17 protein-coding genes are annotated in these 17,829 nt (G+C 67.1%); 7 read left to right on the top strand and 10 right to left on the bottom strand.

Annotated features, from left to right (window positions below; all coding sequences use genetic code 11):
* Window positions 1-37 precede the first annotated feature (37 nt).
* Together ACWPMX_RS04705 and ACWPMX_RS04700 are read right to left on the bottom strand one after the other, a co-directional pair.
* Window positions 38-1,123: a 2-oxoacid:ferredoxin oxidoreductase subunit beta gene (locus ACWPMX_RS04705; RefSeq protein ID WP_455698886.1), complete on the bottom strand. Its 1,086-nt coding sequence runs from the start codon at window positions 1,121-1,123 to the stop codon at window positions 38-40.
* Window positions 1,120-3,066, bottom strand: coding sequence for a 2-oxoacid:acceptor oxidoreductase subunit alpha (locus tag ACWPMX_RS04700; RefSeq protein WP_455698885.1), 1,947 nt, complete (start codon window positions 3,064-3,066; stop codon window positions 1,120-1,122). The genes ACWPMX_RS04705 and ACWPMX_RS04700 overlap by 4 nt, the downstream gene beginning before the upstream one ends.
* Window positions 3,067-3,239: 173 nt before the next feature.
* On the opposite strand from ACWPMX_RS04700, the gene ACWPMX_RS04695 reads away from it, so the two are divergent.
* Window positions 3,240-4,193, top strand: coding sequence for an alpha/beta hydrolase (locus ACWPMX_RS04695; protein ID WP_455698884.1), 954 nt, complete (start codon window positions 3,240-3,242; stop codon window positions 4,191-4,193).
* Window positions 4,190-4,663 (top strand): RNA pyrophosphohydrolase, encoded by a 474-nt coding sequence (locus tag ACWPMX_RS04690; protein WP_455698883.1) that lies wholly within the window; start codon window positions 4,190-4,192, stop codon window positions 4,661-4,663. The genes ACWPMX_RS04695 and ACWPMX_RS04690 overlap by 4 nt, the downstream gene beginning before the upstream one ends.
* A gap of 15 nt (window positions 4,664-4,678) precedes the next feature.
* Here the strand turns inward: ACWPMX_RS04690 and ACWPMX_RS04685 are convergent, their stop codons facing one another.
* From ACWPMX_RS04685 to ACWPMX_RS04665, 5 genes are all read right to left on the bottom strand, one after another.
* On the bottom strand, window positions 4,679-5,185 hold the full coding sequence (locus ACWPMX_RS04685) for a tetratricopeptide repeat protein (protein WP_455698882.1): 507 nt from the start codon (window positions 5,183-5,185) through the stop codon (window positions 4,679-4,681).
* A gap of 71 nt (window positions 5,186-5,256) precedes the next feature.
* Window positions 5,257-6,438, bottom strand: a complete 1,182-nt coding sequence (locus ACWPMX_RS04680; RefSeq protein WP_455698881.1) for an RsmB/NOP family class I SAM-dependent RNA methyltransferase — start codon at window positions 6,436-6,438, stop codon at window positions 5,257-5,259.
* A 7-nt stretch (window positions 6,439-6,445) separates the two neighbouring features.
* The gene (gene guaB / locus ACWPMX_RS04675) at window positions 6,446-7,909 is read right to left on the bottom strand and encodes an IMP dehydrogenase (RefSeq protein ID WP_455698880.1); all 1,464 of its coding nucleotides are present in this window, start codon (window positions 7,907-7,909) and stop codon (window positions 6,446-6,448) included.
* Window positions 7,910-7,970: 61 nt separating this feature from the next.
* Window positions 7,971-9,455 (bottom strand): M28 family peptidase, encoded by a 1,485-nt coding sequence (locus ACWPMX_RS04670; RefSeq protein ID WP_455698879.1) that lies wholly within the window; start codon window positions 9,453-9,455, stop codon window positions 7,971-7,973.
* Window positions 9,456-9,487: 32 nt separating this feature from the next.
* Window positions 9,488-10,243: a 3-hydroxybutyrate dehydrogenase gene (locus tag ACWPMX_RS04665; protein WP_455698878.1), complete on the bottom strand. Its 756-nt coding sequence runs from the start codon at window positions 10,241-10,243 to the stop codon at window positions 9,488-9,490.
* A 118-nt stretch (window positions 10,244-10,361) separates the two neighbouring features.
* On the opposite strand from ACWPMX_RS04665, the gene ypfJ reads away from it, so the two are divergent.
* Together ypfJ and ACWPMX_RS04655 are read left to right on the top strand one after the other, a co-directional pair.
* On the top strand, window positions 10,362-11,216 hold the full coding sequence (gene ypfJ / locus ACWPMX_RS04660) for a KPN_02809 family neutral zinc metallopeptidase (RefSeq protein WP_455698877.1): 855 nt from the start codon (window positions 10,362-10,364) through the stop codon (window positions 11,214-11,216).
* Window positions 11,179-11,844: a hypothetical protein gene (locus tag ACWPMX_RS04655; RefSeq protein ID WP_455698876.1), complete on the top strand. Its 666-nt coding sequence runs from the start codon at window positions 11,179-11,181 to the stop codon at window positions 11,842-11,844. The genes ypfJ and ACWPMX_RS04655 overlap by 38 nt, the downstream gene beginning before the upstream one ends.
* A gap of 95 nt (window positions 11,845-11,939) precedes the next feature.
* Here ACWPMX_RS04655 and ACWPMX_RS04650 read toward each other — a convergent pair whose 3' ends face one another.
* The gene (locus tag ACWPMX_RS04650; RefSeq protein WP_455698875.1) at window positions 11,940-13,547 is read right to left on the bottom strand and encodes a M56 family metallopeptidase; all 1,608 of its coding nucleotides are present in this window, start codon (window positions 13,545-13,547) and stop codon (window positions 11,940-11,942) included.
* On the bottom strand, window positions 13,544-13,933 hold the full coding sequence (locus ACWPMX_RS04645; protein WP_455698874.1) for a BlaI/MecI/CopY family transcriptional regulator: 390 nt from the start codon (window positions 13,931-13,933) through the stop codon (window positions 13,544-13,546). Before ACWPMX_RS04645 ends, ACWPMX_RS04650 begins: the two co-directional genes overlap by 4 nt.
* 177 nt (window positions 13,934-14,110) lie before the next feature.
* Between ACWPMX_RS04645 and ACWPMX_RS04640 the strand changes: the two genes are divergently transcribed.
* From ACWPMX_RS04640 to ACWPMX_RS04630, 3 genes are all read left to right on the top strand, one after another.
* The gene (locus ACWPMX_RS04640; RefSeq protein WP_455698873.1) at window positions 14,111-15,232 is read left to right on the top strand and encodes an alpha-hydroxy acid oxidase; all 1,122 of its coding nucleotides are present in this window, start codon (window positions 14,111-14,113) and stop codon (window positions 15,230-15,232) included.
* Window positions 15,233-15,280: 48 nt separating this feature from the next.
* The gene (locus ACWPMX_RS04635; protein ID WP_455698872.1) at window positions 15,281-16,321 is read left to right on the top strand and encodes a winged helix-turn-helix domain-containing protein; all 1,041 of its coding nucleotides are present in this window, start codon (window positions 15,281-15,283) and stop codon (window positions 16,319-16,321) included.
* 90 nt (window positions 16,322-16,411) lie between these two features.
* Entirely contained in the window at window positions 16,412-16,969 is a 558-nt protein-coding gene (locus ACWPMX_RS04630) for a hypothetical protein (RefSeq protein WP_455698871.1), read from the top strand.
* Here the strand turns inward: ACWPMX_RS04630 and ACWPMX_RS04625 are convergent.
* Window positions 16,966-17,811 carry a glycoside hydrolase gene (locus ACWPMX_RS04625; protein WP_455698870.1) on the bottom strand — a complete coding sequence of 282 codons (846 nt, stop codon included), beginning with the start codon at window positions 17,809-17,811 and terminating at the stop codon, window positions 16,966-16,968. The genes ACWPMX_RS04630 and ACWPMX_RS04625 overlap by 4 nt on opposite strands.
* Between the last annotated feature and the right edge of the window lie 18 nt (window positions 17,812-17,829).

The following is a 17,829-nucleotide window of genomic DNA, read 5'->3' as shown; positions in this document are numbered from 1 at the left end:
CCCCACCGCTAGCGCGGCGGCGAGGTGTAGGAAAACGCTAAAGCATCGGCTCGCTGGCGTTGGGACCGCCTTGCCCCGCCGGACGGCTGCTGACGGGATCGGCGGCCATATCTCCCACGGTCCAGGTCTGGCCGGTCGCGAGCAGCTTGGCGAGGTTTGCTTCCTTGCCTGCGGTGGCCTTTTCGCGCTCGGCAGCGACCGACGCCTCGAACGTCGGGCGCGGATCGTCGTAGAGCACGCCCAGCGCCATCGGGAACGGACCGAACGGCATCTCGACCAGCATGTGCGCGACCGAGCGATTCTTCACGTCATGGACGATCACGTCCGCCGCCTGCCAATCGCCGTTGATGACCTCGACTACCTTGAGGCGCAGCGCTTCGCGATCGAGCGCGATGCCCTGCGTCCCGCCAGCGAACAGCATCGGCTGTCCGTCCTCGAGCCAGAGCTGGCGATCCTCCGCGCCCTTGGGCTGGGCGAAGGCATCGAACACGTCCTTGTTGTAGACGACGCAGTTCTGGAAGATTTCGACGAAAGCCGCGCCCTGGTGGGCGTGCGCGGCGGTCAGAACCTCTGGCAGCTTCTTCGAGACGTCGAACCCGCGCCCCACGAAGCGCGCTCCAGCACCCAGCGCAAAGGCCGCGGGCCGCGCCGGATGGTCGACCGAGCCGTACGGCGTCGACGGGCTGCGCGTGCCCTCACGGCTGGTGGGCGATGCCTGCCCCTTGGTGAGGCCGTAGATCTCGTTGTTGAACAGCATGATCTGCATGTTCACGTTGCGGCGCAGGACGTGCATCAGGTGGTTGCCGCCGATGGACAGTCCGTCGCCGTCGCCGGTCACCAACCACACATCGAGGTCAGGATTGGCGAGCTTCACCCCCGTCGCGATCGCCGGCGCGCGGCCGTGGATCGTGTGGAAGCCGTAGCTTTCGATGTAATAGGGGAACCGGCTCGAACAGCCGATGCCGCTGATGAACACGGTATTCGCCGGGTCCGCGCCGAGCTGCGGCAGCGTGCGCTGCACCGCCTTGAGGATCGCGTAGTCGCCGCAACCCGGGCACCAGCGGACCTCCTGGTCGGTTTCCCAGTCCTTCAGCGTGGTGGTGATGGGGGTCATGTCGTTCATGGGTTCACCGCCTTCACGCTGGGAAGCTGCTGGTCGTTGGGCGGCACTTCGTCACCGCCGGCATCGCCGGGAACGCCGTCGAAATAGGTCGCGATGGCCGCTTCGAGTTCGGCGATCTGGAACGGCTGGCCGCTGGTCTTGGTCAGCGGCTGCGCATCGACGAGGAACTGGTCGCGCAGCACGGTCTTGAACTGGCCGGTGTTCATCTCGGGCACGAGCACCTTGTCGTAGCCCCGCAGCAACTCGCCGAGGTTGCCGGGCAGCGGCCAGATGTGGCGGACGTGGATGTGGCTCACGTCCATGCCCTTCCTGCGGCTGCGCTTAACGGCCTGGTGGATCGGGCCGTATGTGCTGCCCCAACCGACGACCGCGAGCTTGCCGCTCGTTTCGCCGACTTCGACGGCCTGATCGGCCACATCGACACCGAGTACCTTGTTCTGACGCGCGTCGGTCATCGCCTGGTGGTTGCCCGGCGAGTAGTCGATGTGGCCGGTGTCGATCGCCTTTTCGATGCCGCCGATACGATGCATCAGGCCAGGCGTGCCGGGCTTGATCCACGGCCGCGCGCCCTTCGCGTCGCGCTTGTACGGCAGGAGCGCGTCACCAGCGTTCTTCTCGGCGAGAAACTTGGCAGGCATCGGCGCATAGGTCGACGGGTCGGGAATCTTCCATGGCTCGGCGGCGTTTGCGATATAGCCGTCGGTCAGCAGCATGACGGGAGTCATGTACTGAACCGCGATGCGGCATGCCTCGATCGCGCATTCGAACACGTCGGCCGGGCTGCGCGCGGCGATCACCGGCATCGGCGCATCGCCGTTGCGGCCATATACCGCCTGGTAGAGATCGCTCTGCTCGGTCTTGGTTGGCAGGCCGGTCGAGGGGCCGCCGCGCTGCGAGTTGACGATCACCAGCGGAAGCTCGGTCATGATTCCGAGGCCCATCGCTTCGCCCTTGAGGGCAATGCCCGGGCCGGACGACGAGGTGACGCCGAGTTGCCCGGCATAACTCGCCCCGATCGCGGCGCAGATCGCGGCGATCTCGTCTTCCGCCTGGAAGGTCGTGACGCCGAATTCCTTGAGCCGCGCGAGGTGGTGCAGGATCGCCGAGGCCGGCGTGATCGGGTAGCCACCGAAGAACAGCGGCAGTTTGAGCAGCTGCGCACCCGCGACGAGGCCCAGCGCTACGGCTTCGGCACCGGTGATTGTGCGGTAGAGGCCAGGCGCACTCGGCACGGCATCGACATGGACCTGGCGCAACGGCCCGGCGAGCTCCGCCGTCTCGCCATAGGCATGGCCCGCGTCGAGCGCGGCGATGTTCGCATCGGTGAGTTCGGGCTTGGTCTTGAACTTGGCCTTGAGCCAGTCGTGGATCGGCCCGCGCGGACGGTCGAACATCCACAGCGCAAGGCCCAGCGTCCACATGTTCTTGCAGCGCAGCGCATCCTTGTTGCCGAGGCCGAAGGGCTTCACCGCCTCGACGGTCTGCGCACTGATGTCGAACGCGAGCACCTGCCACTTGGCGAGACTGCCGTCCTCCAGCGGGCTCGCGGCATACTTGGCCTTTTCGAGGTTCCGTTTCGTGAACTCTCCGGTGTCGGCGATAATCAGCCCGCCGGGCTTCACGGCGTCGATGTTGGTCTTCAGCGCCGCCGGGTTCATCGCCACGAGTACGTCGGGCGCGTCGCCCGCGGTGTCGATCGCGGTCGAGCCGAAGTTGATCTGGAACGCGCTGACGCCGAACAGCGTCCCTTGCGGCGCGCGGATTTCGGCCGGGAAGTCCGGGAAGGTCGCCAGGTCGTTGCCAGCCAGCGCGGTCGACAGCGTGAACTGCCCGCCTGTGAGCTGCATCCCGTCACCCGAATCCCCGGCGAAGCGTACGACGACGGCTTCGGGACTGACGGAATCGGCTATGGGGGCGGTCTTGTCGGCGGCTATGGTCGCCATCGGATATCCTTGTCGCGCGCCTGAGCGGCGCTTTCATCGGGTGGGCGCAGGTATGCGGCGCTCATCCCCTCCACAATCAAGTTTTTCTCCTCGAACGCGAAAATGTCGAGTGGAAAAGCACGCGCGGCTTGCCTAGGCAGCGATTTGATGCGGACTGACCCGAGGGACCTGCCATGAGTGACACCGACGATTTCGTCCGCGCCGACGTTCGCGGCTTTCTCGACATGCTGGCCGCCGTCGGTCGTCCACCGCTCGACGAACTGTCGCTCGACGAGGCACGCAGTTCGTTCGTGACGATGGGGCAGCTTGCCGAAAGCGAGCCGCGCGAACTCGCGGTAGTGCGCGACCTCACCTGTCCCGGCCCTGCGGGCGACATCCCGCTCCGGCTCTACGACGCGCGCGACAAGCGCGAGGCCGGACCGGCGGTGATGTTCTTCCACGGCGGCGGTTTCGTGATCGGCGATCTCGATACGCATCACGCCTTTTGCACCGAGTTGGCCCACGGGCTCGACCTGCCGGTGATCGCGGTCCACTATCGCCTTGCGCCCGAAGCGCCCTTCCCCGCCGCGCCCGACGATTGCGAGGCCGCGAGCCGCTGGGTCGCCGCCAGCCCGGCGGAGCTCGAACGACAGATCACCGGCCTCGTCACCACCGGCGACAGCGCGGGCGGCAATTTGACGATCGTCGTGACCCAGGCGCTCACCGACACGCCCGCTGCGGTGCCCGTCGTGGTGCAGGCGCCGATCTATCCGATCGCGAGCCCGATCGAGGATACCGCGAGTTACAAGAGCTATGGCGAGGGCTTCCTGCTGACCCATCGCTCGATCGAATTCTTCGACGCCAGCTACAAGCCCGACGAAAGCGACAAGCGGCGCTACCCGATTTTGCACCATGCCCCCGACACGAGCCCGCCGACAGTATTGATCACGGCCTCGCTTGATCCCTTACGCGATTCGGGGCGCGACTATGCGGCGCATCTCATCAAGAGCGGGGTCGAGGTGGTGTATCTCGAAGCGCGCGGATCGATCCACGGGTTCATCAACCTACGCAAGGCGATTCCCAGCGCGCAGGCCGACGTCGCCGCGCTGATCGATGCGGTCCGCCTGATGCTGGAGCGCCATTCGTGAAGGAACCCGGGTACCGTCCCTGCGTCGGCGTGATGCTGGTCAATGCCGACGGCCTCGTCTTCGTGGGCCGTCGGATCGACAACAAGGAAGGCGACTGGTGGCAGATGCCGCAGGGTGGCGTCGACCCGGGGGAGGACCTAGAAGTAGCGGTCCTCCGCGAATTACACGAGGAAACCGGCGTCACCGGCGATCACGTCTCGCTGATCGGCCGCATCGAGGAACCGATGCGCTACGACCTGCCCGAGGAGCTCCTCGGCAAGCTGTGGGGCGGCAGGTACCGGGGGCAGGAGCAGACCTGGTTCCTCGCCCGGTTCGGGGGAACCGAAGCCGATATCGACCTCGAAGCGCACGATCCGCCCGAGTTCTGCGAATACCGCTGGGTCGCCCCCGACGAACTGCCCGAGTTGATAGTCCCGTTCAAGAAACGGGTTTATCGCTCTGTCGTGGATGGATTTCGCTCGCTCATCTGAGCGAGGCGCAGCGTCTCAGTTCTGCTGGGTCACCACAGCATCGGGCATGACTGCCTCGGCGGTCAACACGCGTGCCTGCGGGCCACGAGCGATGGCAGTTTCGAGCGCGCGGGTCTCGGCGCACCTCGCGCCGCACATCGATTGCAGGCGGGCCAGGTTCCGGCGAGCCTTGTCGACCGCGCCCTTCTCCACCAGCGCGGCGCCCTCGCCTGACAGTGCGGCGAGATTGTCGGGATCGCGCGTCAGCGCTTCGCGGTAATAGCTGATCGCCTTGCCCTGAAGGCCGTTCCGACGCGCGGCATCGGCAAGGTCTAGTAGGATCGAAGTGGCTGCGGGGTCGACGGTAAGCGCCGCTTCGAACGCATCGACCGCCTTGTCGCTCTCGCCCGCGTTCAATGCTGCACGCCCCTCGGCAACCAGCGCCGCGGCCCGCGGATCGGTCACGTGGTCGGCGCCCTGCCCTACGCTGGCGGTCATCGCAAGTACGACGGCAAGGGCGGCAGCGGGGGCGGCAAAACGCATCAGCAACTCCTTCGCGGTCGGACGACCGGTCTGCGTCCGGGCGGTTTCTGGCACGGGCATATCCGCAGCGGTTAACACGCGCGAGATAGACGTGCGATGAAAAATCCGTCGGTACCATCATGGAACGGCGAAAGGCGCGATCCTTTCCCGTGCTCGCGGCCGAGCGGCAATTCGAGCCGATCGGCGGCCCAGTCCGGGTTGGCGCCGAGGAAACGATCGACCTGGTCGCGCCCCTCGGCGTCGAGCAGCGAGCAGGTAACGAATACGAGTCGTCCGCCCGGCTTCACTAGTCCGGCGGCAAGGCCGAGCAGCTGCGCCTGCATCGAGCCGTAGCGGGCGAGACGGTTGGGCGTCAGTCGCCAGCGCGCCTCGGGATTGCGCCGCCAGGTGCCGGTGCCCGAGCACGGCGCATCGACCAGTACCGCGTCCGCCGCTCCCGCGAGGTCGCCCAACGCCTCCATCTCGCGGCCCGGATCGAGAAGGCGCGTCTCGATCATGCCCGCCCCCGCTCGTTCGGCGCGCGGCGAAAGACGCGAGAGGCGCTGCCGATCGGTGTCCGAAGCGATCAGCGTGCCGCGATTGTCCATCGATGCCGCCAGCGCGAGCGTCTTGCCGCCCGCACCCGCGCACAGGTCGATCACGGTCTCGCCCGGAGCAGCCCCCACCGCAAGGCAGGCGAGCTGCGACCCCTTATCCTGAACTTCGATGAGGCCGTTCCTAAACGCGTCCCAGCTTTCGACCGAAGCCCCCGGTTCGATCCGAAGCCCTTGCGGCGCATCGGTCGGCTGCGCTGGAAGGGGCAGTTCGATCCTTGCCCGATCGGCCTTGAGCGTGTTGACGCGTAGATCGAGAGGAGCGCGATCGAGCAGTGCCTCTGCCTCAGCGCCGGAGATGCCTGATTCGGAGAGTGCCTCCACCAACCAGTCGGGCGCGTTCCCACCGTCGGCAGCATGCTCGCCCGGCCCGACCGGCTTGGGACCATGCGAAGACCCATCGAACAGCGGCGCGATGGCGGAATCGATATCCGCCAGCCGCAGCATCGCGGCGCGCCCGCTTGAGGGGATCGGCCCGCAGGCCCGGATCGCGGCGTAGGTCAGCTCGCGCACCGCGCGGCGGTCCTTGGACCCGGCATATCGGCGCGCACGGAAGTATTCGCCGATCAGGCGGTCGGCCGGCGCCCCGCCTCCGCGCGCGGCAGTGATGATCGCATCGAGCAGTTCGATCGCGGCTTGGACCCGCGCGGAGGGGGTCATCGAGCGGTCATCGCGTGGGGTAGTTCGGTGCCTCGCGGGTGATCGCGACGTCGTGGACGTGGCTTTCCGCGAGCCCGGCGTTGGTGATGCGCACGAATTTGCCGCGCTTGCGCAGGTCGTCCAGCGTCGCCGAACCGGTGTAGCCCATCGCCGCCTTGATGCCGCCGACGAGCTGGTGGATCACGTCCTTCGCCGGACCCTTGTAGGGTACCTGTCCTTCGATACCCTCGGGCACGAGCTTCAACGCCGAAACGTCCTGCTGGAAGTACCGGTCGGCCGACCCGCGCGCCATCGCGCCCACGCTGCCCATTCCGCGATAGGCCTTGTAGCTGCGGCCCTGGAACAGGAACGTCTCGCCAGGGCTTTCGGCCGTGCCCGCGAGCATCGAGCCGATCATCACGCTCGAGGCACCTGCCGCCAGGGCCTTGGCCGCATCGCCCGACGTGCGAAGGCCGCCGTCGGCGATAATCGGCACGCCGGACTTGGCGGCTTCCTCGGCGCATTCCATGACAGCGGTCAGCTGCGGCACGCCGACGCCCGCGACGACGCGCGTGGTGCAGATTGAGCCCGGGCCGATGCCGACCTTCACCGCATCCGCACCGGCATTGATCAGCGCGCGGGTCGCTTCCGCGGTGGCGACGTTGCCGGCGATGATCTGGACCGAGTTCGACAGCTTCTTCGCCGCCTCGACCGCGCGGCTGACATCCATGTTGTGGCCGTGCGCGGTGTCGATGATCACGACATCGACTTCGGCCTCGATCAGCGCCTGCGTGCGCGCGAAGCCTTTGTCGCCAACGGTGGACGCCGCGGCGACGCGCAGGCGGCCGCTCTCGTCCTTGGTGGCGTTAGGATAGGTGACGGCCTTTTCGATATCCTTGACCGTAATCAGGCCGACGCAGCGGTAGTCGTCGTCGACCACCAGCAGCTTCTCGATCCGACGCTGGTGCAGCAAGCGCCGCGCATCTTCCTGGTTGGTGCCGAGCCGCACCGTGGCGAGGTTGTCGTGCGTCATCAGTTCGCGCACCGGCTGGAGCGGGTTCTCGGCGAAGCGGACGTCGCGGTTGGTAAGGATTCCGCAGAGCTTGCCGCTGGCGTCGGTTACCGGGATGCCGCTGATGCGGTTCGCGGTCATCAGCGCCTGCGCTTCGCCCAGCGTCGCGTCGGGCCCGATGGTGATCGGGTTTACCACCATTCCGCTTTCGAAGCGCTTCACCGCGCGCACTGCGGCGCACTGTTCGTCGAGCTCCATGTTGCGATGGAGAACGCCGATCCCGCCAAGCTGCGCCATGACGATGGCCATGTCGGCCTCGGTCACGGTGTCCATCGCCGCCGAAAGCACCGGGATGTTGAGCGCTATGCCGCGCGTCAGCCGGGTGCGGGTATCCGCCATGCTGGGCAGGATGTCGCTTTCGGCCGGACGCAGCAGCACGTCGTCGAAAGTCAGGCCAAGGGGGATATCGTCAGTTGCCACAGGTCGCGCTTTCCGCCGGGAGATTCGTGGCGGCCCATCTAACGAGGGTATGGGGCAGCGGCTAGAGGGGGTCGGCGCTTTTTCCCGCCGTGGCCGACCAGCGCGCCGGATCGGCGAAATAGCGGACCAAAGCCTGGGTGAGGACGAGGTCGTCGATCGCCCCGCCCAGTTCCACCGATGCAGCATCGTCGGTGGGCAGGTGGTAGCGCTGGGCTATGAACCGATCGAGCGCTGATGCCGTGCCGAATGCGCTGGTTACCGAGACCGCCGGTACGTCACGCCGCAGCAGCGCCCACCCGTCCTGCCGCCGGACGTAACCCTCAGCGAGCCCGGCATTGCTTTCGGTTCGGCCGAGTTGCTTCATGACCGTCAGGATTCCCTGATCGAGCGGAGTCAGCCCCTTCCCCACGATCGCAACCGGTCCGCCCCCTGGCGCGACCGCGACACTATCGAGATTGAAAGCGGCCACGATCGATTCGAGCGGAACCGGCGGGTTTTCGGTAAACGCCTGCGCACCGAGCAGGCCCCATTCCTCAGCGGTGGTGGCGACGAGGAAAACGTCGCGCTCCAACCGCGGCCCCATCGCGAGGCGCCGGGCGAGCTCTGTCAGCACCGCCAGGCCGCTCGCGTTGTCGACCGCGCCGTTGCAGATCGTGTCGTTCCCGGCCGGATCGCCGCAGGTTCCGAAATGGTCCCAGTGCGCCATCAGAATGACCGCGCCCGCCTCCGGTCGCTTTCCCGGGATACGTCCGATGAGGTTGTAAGTGCGCACCGAGCCCGGGGTGGAGGTCGCCTCCAGAGTGGCGGTCATGTCGAGCGGAACCGGGCGGAACTCGGCTTCGCGTGCGCTGGCGAGCAGCTTCGTCGAGGCTGCGGCACCCAGCAGGCGCTCGACACCCGTGCGAGACATGAAGCCGTCGATGGTGTCCATCCCGTCGTTCGAAGCGAGGCGATAACTGCCTTGGCGGCGCGTCTCGGCGAGGTGGTCGAGCTCGTCCTGGTCCGCGACGATCGCGATCACCGCCGCCGCGCCGCCGCGCAGCAATGCCTCGCGCTGCTCCGACTGGCCCGGATGATCCCACAGCATCAGGATGACGCGGCCTGCCAGCTCGGCGCTGTCGAGCTTCGCGCCTGCCTCGCCGACGAACAGGACCGGCGCGCGCTCGACCAGGCCCCGCCGACCGCTCGCGAAGACCATCGCAGCGCCCTCGGGCAACGGGACAGCGCGGCCACCCTGGATGAACCGCACAAGGCTCGTCTCGGGTACGGCGCTGACGAGTTCGACCGGGGCGAACCACGGATTGGCCGGATCGTTGGTGCCCGAAACGAGCCCCGCGGCCTGCCATTCGCGCGCGAGGTAGCGCAGCGTCTTTGCTTCGCCGTCGGTACCCGGTCGGCGCCCGCCGAATTCGTCGCCGGCCAGGGTCTGGATATGCCGGGTCAGCGTCGCCCGCAGAGCCGCATTGTCACGGGGCGTGACAGCAGCGGGCGGCGCAGACACGCAGCCCGCCAGCAACGCCAGGACAAGGAACCATGCGACCCGCATTGCCTGCCCCCGAAACTCCCTTCGCGCCGGTGTTACTCGGCGGTCCAACCGCCGTCCACGCTCCAGTTCGCACCGGTCACGTTCTGCGCCTCGTCGCGGCAGAGAAAGACCGCGAGCGCGCCGATTTCGGACGGCTGCACGAACTTGCGAGTCGCCTGCTTCACCAGCAGCACATCGTTGACGACCTGCTCGCGGGTCATCCCGCGCGCCTTCATGGTGTCCGGTATCTGGTTTTCGACCAACGGCGTCCAGACATAGCCCGGACTGATGCAGTTGCAGGTGATCCCGTCGGCCGCCACTTCGAGCGCGACGGTCTTGGTCAACCCGTCGAGGCCGTGCTTGGCGGCATTGTAGGCCGCCTTGAACGGCGAGGCGACCTTAGAGTGCGCGCTTGCCGTGTTGATGATCCGGCCCCAGCCCTGCGCCTTCATGTGCGGAACCGCGAGGCGGATGGTGTGGAATGCGGAGGACAGGTTGAGACCGATGATCAGGTCCCACTTCGCAGGCGGAAAATCCTCGATCGGGCTCACGTGCTGAAGGCCCGCGTTGTTGACGAGCACGTCGACCGGCCCTGCTTCGCGCATCAGTTCTTCGCAGCCGGCCTGCGTCGTCAGGTCCGATGCGATGTGCTTGGCCGACAATTCCTCGCACAACTCCGCGATCTCGTCGGGATCGCCGAAGCCGCTCAGGATCACCTCGGCACCCTCGGCGTGAAGGCAGCGCGCGATTGCGAGACCGATGCCGGACGTCGAGCCGGTGACGAGTGCGCGTTTGCCGGACAGGAACATTTGGCCTCCTTCGCGAATTGAATGGCCGATACCGGCTGCAGAAGCGCTCTTGCTACCCGCGGCGCGACTGTCCAGTGTCTTGCGGCAGGGCCGCGCAGAAAACATGGGGGTGTTACGCATGCGGCTCAATCGCTTCGATCCGTCGAGCATCAATGTCCGAGGCGGTGGAGGCGGCGGCTTCCCGGGCGGAGCGGGCGGCGGGATCGGCTGCGGCACGCTCGTCATTGCCTTGATCGCGGCCCTCGTCTTTGGGGTAGATCCGACATCGATGCTCGGAGGGGTGCAGCAGGGTGGCCCGTCCGCCACGCAGCAAGGCGACGGTTCGTCCCAATCGACCGAGCAGCTTTGCACCCAGAACGAATATGCGACCGAGGCGTGCAACGCGCTCCAGTCGCTCGACCAGACCTGGGCACCGGAATTCCAGCGCGCGGGGATCGAGTTCAAACAACCGACACTGGTGTTCTATCAGGGCGGTACGAATTCGGGCTGCGGCAGCGCATCGTCCGCGATGGGGCCGTTCTATTGCCCCTCGGACGAAGGCATCTACATCGACACCGGTTTTTACGACCAGATGGCGCAGCAGCTCGGCGCGGGCGGCGATTTCGCACGCTATTACGTGATGGCGCACGAGTATGGGCATCACATCCAGAAGCTGACCGGGGTCGCCGATGCGATCCGCAGCGCGCAGAGCCAGAACCCGCAAAGCGCCAACCAACTTCAGGTGCGGATGGAACTGCAGGCCGACTGCTATGCCGGGGTGTGGGCAGGCAAGAACCGGAACCTTATCGAACCGGGCGATTTCGAAGAGGGCATGACCGCCGCCAGTGCGATCGGTGACGACAAACTCACGGGCGGCCGCGTCAGCGCGGATAACTTTACTCACGGTACCAGCGCGCAACGTTCCGAAGCGCTCCGGGCCGGCATGGAGTCTGGCAATGACACAGTCTGCGACCGTTACGTCCAAATGCGCTGATATCGCTCGCACGGCGGTGGTCGCGTTTGCCCTCGCCGCTTCGCCGGCCCTGGCGGCACAGGACGAGGTTCCCGACGAGCCCGTGGCGGGCATGACACCCGATGCCAAGGACGTGGCGATGACGCCCCTGCGCGACCTCAACCTCGCCAAGGACCCGATCCCGCCGATCCTGCTCGCCGCGACCCAAGATCCCTATGCCAGCACCGGGATCAAGTCATGCGCCGACGTGTCGGCAGCGATCGCGCCGCTCGATGCGGTGCTCGGGCCGGACATGGACGTTGCGGAAACCAACGACGAGCGGATAAGCGCGGGCCAGGTTGCAAAGAGTGTCGTCGCGTCCTTCATCCCGTTTCGCGGCATCATCCGCGAACTGACCGGGGCTGCGGACCACCAGCGCGATTTCCAGGCGGCGATCTATGCCGGGTCCGTCCGGCGCGGCTACCTCAAGGGCCTGGGTCAAACGATGAAGTGCGCGTACCCCGCCCGCCCCGCATTTGCGCGCGTATCGGTCCCGGTTTCGGTGAAAGGCGCCAAGCCCGCGCCTTCCGGTGAGCAACTGGCATATGTTTCCGAGCCCATCGTCCAGGACGCTCCAGCGGCAAGGCCGTCCGCCGCACAGCGCCGCTGAACGCGAAACGGGGGCGGCCATGCCGCCCCCGCCGCTCGCCGGACCCGGGGACAGTGGGACCGGTCGCTCGGAGCCTCCCGGCCCTCGATCCCTGACTAGTCGTTCTTCGCTTCGAGGCGCGCGATCTCGCCGTCGAGCTTTTCCAGCACGTCCTTGCGCGTATCGGCGCTCATGTCGGTATTGCCGGCGATTGCCGCGCGGGCAGAGCGGAGACCGACTAGCGCGCCGCCCATCATCTTGGTCCGGCAGATGCGGATCACCCGGCGGCCGTCATCGGACTTGGTCTCGCTCAACTCGTCCGGCCCATCGCAGTTCATCTCGACGCGGGGGGCGAGCATCGCCACTCTCATTCCGTCGCGCGCGGCCAAGGTGGCGTGTTCGCGGATGCGAGAGATTTCCTTTTCGTCGAACTTCATGACGGGATGCATCTCGTCGAGCTTGCCCAGGCGTTCTTCGAGCTTCTTCATGTGCGCTTCGAACTCCGGGCTGTCGGGACCGAGCAGCTTGCCGTCCTTGTCCTTCATGATGATCCGGCGCTCATGAACGACGTGCTCGCCGGGCTTACCGTCGTCCTTCCGGACGATCATCACGTGGCGCTCACCATTCTCGCCCGGCTTGCCGTCGAGCACGATGCGCTCGACATGGACGACCGGTGCAGGCGGGGCCGGCGGAGCGTCGGGCGCGTCTGGAGCGATCGGTGCGGCAGGTGCCTCGACCGCTGCGAGCGGCGGCGGCGGTGCCGGGGGCTCGGGTTCGGAACCCTGGGCGTAGGTAATCGAAGCAGTCAGCGGCAGCGCGAGCGCGCCCAGGCCGACGAGCAGGCCGCCCACGCGGCGACGGCGCTCGGAAACGTCAGTCATGGTCAGGTTCCTCAGGCGTTGGATGATCGATTTGTCGCCGAGCACCGGGCACGCCATCGGCGCGGCGAGCGCGGCGCGGGGAGCGGCAGCCGCCCCGGCGATTAGTTCGGCGTAGCGAGCCCGCTCGCCGCGATCCCTGCCCGCGATGACGCGAGCGTCGCAGGCGGCTTCCTGGTCGCGTCGCATCGCGTGCCAGCCGAGCCACGACAGCGGGTTGAACCAGTGCAGCGCGAACAGCGGCAGCGCGGCGAAGTTGGCTGCGAGATCGTGCGCCCGGTGATGCGCGAGTTCATGCTCGAGCGCGAGATCGCGCGCGGTGCGGTCCTCCTGAGCCATGAAGCCCGGCGGCAGGGCGACGACCTTGTCAAGGACGCCGAACGCCAGCGGTGAGCGTGTACCAGGGGTCTCGAGCAGGCGGATCCTGCCCGCTTCGCCAACCGAACGGGCATCGGCGAGCAGTTCGTCCCGCAAGCGGGCGTATGCGACGAGACGCAACACGACGTAAACGACAGCACCCGCAGCCCAGAGAGCGATCAGCGCCGTCTCGGCGTAGGCGAGCCAGTCGATCGCCGAAGCGACGGGGGATGGGTCGGCAGGAGCAGCCGCAACGTATTCGATGGAGACCTCGACCTGTCCTCCGCCCGCTGCGACCGGCGCCGCGGGTATCGCTTCCACCGCCGGAGCGGGCAGCACGAGCGGGGGCAGGATCAACCGCAGCAGCGGCAGTATCCAGAGCGCATAAGCGGTGCGTGGGCCGAAGTGGCGCGCGACGGGGCGACGAAGGACGAGCACCAGCGCGATCAGCGCGCCGGTCCAGACGAGCGTATCAAGAAGCCAGGTCATCGCCGCAACTCCTTCAGCATCGCTTCGATTTCCGTGAGATCGTCGTCGGTCAGAGCCTCGCTTTCGGCCAGCTGCGCAAATAGCGGAGCCGCGCGGCCGCCGAACAGGCGCTCGACCAGTCGCTTCGATTCGCTGCCGACGTAGTCCGCGCGTTCGACCAGCGGGGTGTAGAGGAACCGGCGCCCGTCGGGTTCGGTCGCGACCGCTCCCTTGGCCACGAGGCGGCTGAGCAACGTCTTGACCGTCGGCATCGTCCAGTCCCGCTCTGCACAGACCCGCTCGCACACGTCGGCGGCGGCCATCGGGCTTTCGGCCCACAGAGCCTCCATCACGGCGTGCTCCGCTTCGCTGATGCGCTCTGCTGGAAGTTCGATTTCTTCGGCCACTTTACGCCCTCCCCGAGCGCTGACGATTACGCCTGTAGCCGTATCGACTACGCTTGTAAACATGAAGCCGAGATGAACCGCTGTTCATCTGCCAAATGCGGGAGTAGATCGCCCGGTATGGAGCGACACTTCCCATTCCCATCCAGCATCCGGCAGGCCGAGGATTGCCAGAACATCATGGATTTCCGGGTGCTCGCGCACCGGCGCCTGCCCTACCCCGTGTTCAACTACATCGACGGGGCGGCCGACGACGAAGTGACCCGCAACCGCAACACCGCCGCGTTCGACGAGGTCGACCTTGTGCCGAACGTGCTCGCCGGGGTCGGCACGATCGACACGACAGCGACGATCATGGGCCGCGAGACCGGACTGCCACTGGTTCTCAGTCCCACCGCGCTACAGCGGCTGTTTCACTGGCAAGGCGAACGCGCGGTCGCCCGCGTGGCGGAGCGGCACAACCTGTGGTTCGGCATCTCGAGCCTGTCGAGCGTCAGCATCGAGGAGATCGGGGCGAACTATGCCGGACCCAAGATGCTGCAGTATTACTTTCACAAGGATCGCGGTCTCAACGCCGCGCTGGTCGAACGCGCGAAGGCGGCGAAGTTCGACGCCATCGCGCTGACCGTCGACACGATCGTTTCGGGCAACCGCGAGCGGTGCAAGCGCACCGGTTTCACCACCCCGCCTCGCTTTACCCCCGCCAGCTTCCTGTCCTACGCCACGAAGCCGGCGTGGGCATTGAATTACCTCTTCCGGGAGCGGTTCAGCCTGCCGAACCTCGATACCCACGTCGCCGAAGGCAGCAGGAGTTCGATTTCGATCCAGGACTACTTCAACGGGATGCTCGACACCGACATGGACTGGGCCGCGGTCGAGAAGCTGCGCAACGACTGGGGAGGCACGTTTTGCCTCAAGGGCGTCATGAGCGTGGGCGATGCGCGGCGCGCGGCGGACATCGGCTGCGACGCGATCATGGTCTCAAACCACGGCGGCCGCCAACTCGACGGCAGCCGCGCGCCGTTCGACCAGCTTACCGAGATAGTCGACGCGGTCGGCGACCGGATCGAAGTCATCTGCGACGGCGGCGTACGGCGCGGAACGCATGTGCTGAAGGCGCTCGCGACGGGCGCGACGGCAGCTTCGGGCGGAAGGCTCTACCTCTATGCGCTCGCCGCCGCGGGCGAGGCCGGTGTCGAGCGGGCAGTTTCGCTGCTGCGCGCCGAGATCGAGCGCGGGATGCGACTGATGGGCGTCCACTCGATCGCCGAGCTCGACCGGGACATGCTGCGCCATCGCTAATGCGCGCGCAGGCTGGCTAGCGGCGGAAATTCCGGTAGGAATAGCGCAATGAATGCGGGCGCCTACACCTTCGGGCCGTTCCATCTGGACCCGGCCGACCGGCGGCTGACCCGCGACGGCGCGCCGATCGAGGTCAGCGCGCGCTATCTCGATGCGCTGATCCTGCTCGCGGCAGAAGGCGGGCGGCTGGTCACCAAGGACCGCTTCATGGACGAGGTCTGGCGCGGCGTGCCGGTTACCGATGAGGCGCTGACCCAGTGCATCCGTTCGCTTCGCCGCGCGCTCGACGACGATGCCGCGAGCCCGCGCTACATCGAAACCGTTCCGCGGCATGGATACCGGCTGATCGCACCCTTGGGAGATGCGTCCACGCGCCAGTCGATCCCACCCCGACCCGCCTCAATCATTCTGCCCGGCTTGCTCGATACGCTGGCGGCGGCGCTCGGCGGAGGAATGGCGGGCGTCGTCGGCGCGCTCGGATTGATCGCGCTGGGTTTGGTGACACCGGCGATCGGCACCGCATCGACGCTGATGGTTCTCGTCACGATCAACCTGCTGCTGGGCGCCGCCGGCGGCGCGGCGGTCGGCGGCGGCATTGCCCTCGCCGGTCGGTTCGGGGGCGGCCTCTGGCGCCTTGCGCTGGGCGGCGCGGCGGGCGGTGTCCTGGTCGGAGCAATCGGGCGGATGGTCGGTCACGACCTGTTCGCTCTGCTGTTCGGTCAGGCACCCGGTGCAATCACCGGAGCCTTCGAGGGCCTCGTGGTGGGTGCAGCGACAGGGCTCGCATTCGCTCTCGCGCTCACGGCGGAAGGACGCTCACCCGCCCGGCGGCTGCTCCCGGGATTTGTCCTCGGCGGAATAGCCGGTGCGGGCATCGCGCTGACAGGCGGTCGGCTGATGGCGGGCAGCCTCGCCGAACTCGCGGCGCGCTTTCCCGGCTCCAATCTCGAAGTCGGCGGCGCGCTGTTCGGCGAGAGCGAATTCGGCCCCATCGCCCTGACCGTCGCCACGGCAGCCGAGTGCGCGTTGTTCACGGGCGGTGTCGTTGTCGCGATGACGGTCGCCCGGCGCCTGCGCTCTGCACGCTGAGCGGCGGATTTCAGCGAACTATCACCCGTGGCTCATGACGCTCACCGAGCGGCAGGCGATGGCTCGATCTCGTTTGAAGGAGATCGTCCAGTGACTGCTAACACTCACGACATGAGCGCCCGTACCACGCATTTCCTCCGTTTAGCCGGATGGAGCGGAGCCGTGCTTCTGCTGCTAACACCAGCCGCCGCGATGCAGCTAGGCGCCGAGGGGGTGAACTGGACCGGAAGCGACTTCGTCTTTGCAGGTGTCGCTTTCGCCATCGTCGGGGGACTGTTCGAACTCGCTGCCCGCGCCAGCACCAACCTCGCCTATCGCATCGCAACCGTCGCGGCAGTCGCCTGTGGGTTCCTGCAAATCTGGATCACCCTTGCGGTCGGGATTATCGGCAACGAAGACAATTCGGCCAACTGGACCTATTTCGCCGTCGTGTTCATGGCTGCAGCGGGAGCGATCGTTGCGCTCGGCAATCCGCGGGCCCTTCGCCGGACGATGTTCGCGGCAGCGGGCGCGCAAGTCTTGTTCTCGGTGATCCACTGGATAAACGGAACGCCGACACCGCTTATCGATGGCTTCTTCGTTGGCCTGTGGCTGGTCGCAGCGCAACTGTTCGGCAGGGCCGCTATCGAGCGCGAGATCGCTGCCTAGCAGACTTCGGCGGTGTTCTTCGGCGGAGGACCGGGCGGCACGCGGGCGGGCGACTGCCAGAACGGGTCGCCCGCAAGCCGGTGGCGTGGTCCGTAGGCCCTGCCGAGGGCGGCGTAGAGCTTCGCATCGTATTTCGCGAGGTCGCCGTGATCGAGAATCCGGCGCCCGTCGAACGCCGCCAGACGGTTCGAATCGAACCAGAACTGCGAACCTTCGGCCCAGTACTCGTCGACGCTGGTCGAGGCGTATTCGTCCTTCCAGAGCCCCTTGGCCCGCGCATTGGCATAGGCCGCGTCGACCTGAGCCGCGAGCCGCGGATCGACCGCCCGGATCGCGGCCAGCACGTTGTGACCGAATTCGTGGACGAAGATCGTCTCGCCCCAATAGCGGCTCGATCGCAGGCCGAGCAGGTCTTCCGCCGCGCCGCTCGTAAGCGGCCCCGCCATGCCCCGCGCGCGGGCGTTCCAGTAGTCGCGGTCGGTCATCGCTCCGATCCGCGCGTCGTAGTGCTTGCGCTCGCAGCGGGTAAGACGCGGGTCGTCACGCGCGGGACGCATCCAGTGGGCCTGCTCGGGCAGGTCGGTCGTTGCCTCGCTCTCCGCCATGATCGCGACGCGATAGCCATTCTCCGACAGCCAGCGAGCGAGATCGGGCCGATGGGCGAGCATCTGCTCGACGAGCGACCGCGCGGTCTCCAGCGCGGCTGGCGGCGGAGCATCGGAGGCGACGATCGCGATCCCCGCCCCATCGACGCGCTGCGTGTAGAAGGGATCGAGCGGCACCCGCGCCGACGCGGCGGTTGCGGCCAACAGGACCGGGAGGGCGATCGATCGCAGGTGCATCGCGTCCCGCTACCCTGG

Source organism: Tsuneonella sp. HG094, from assembly GCF_053819285.1.
Note: the sequence above shows the minus strand (reverse complement) of the source record. Positions and strands in the feature narration are given on the sequence as shown.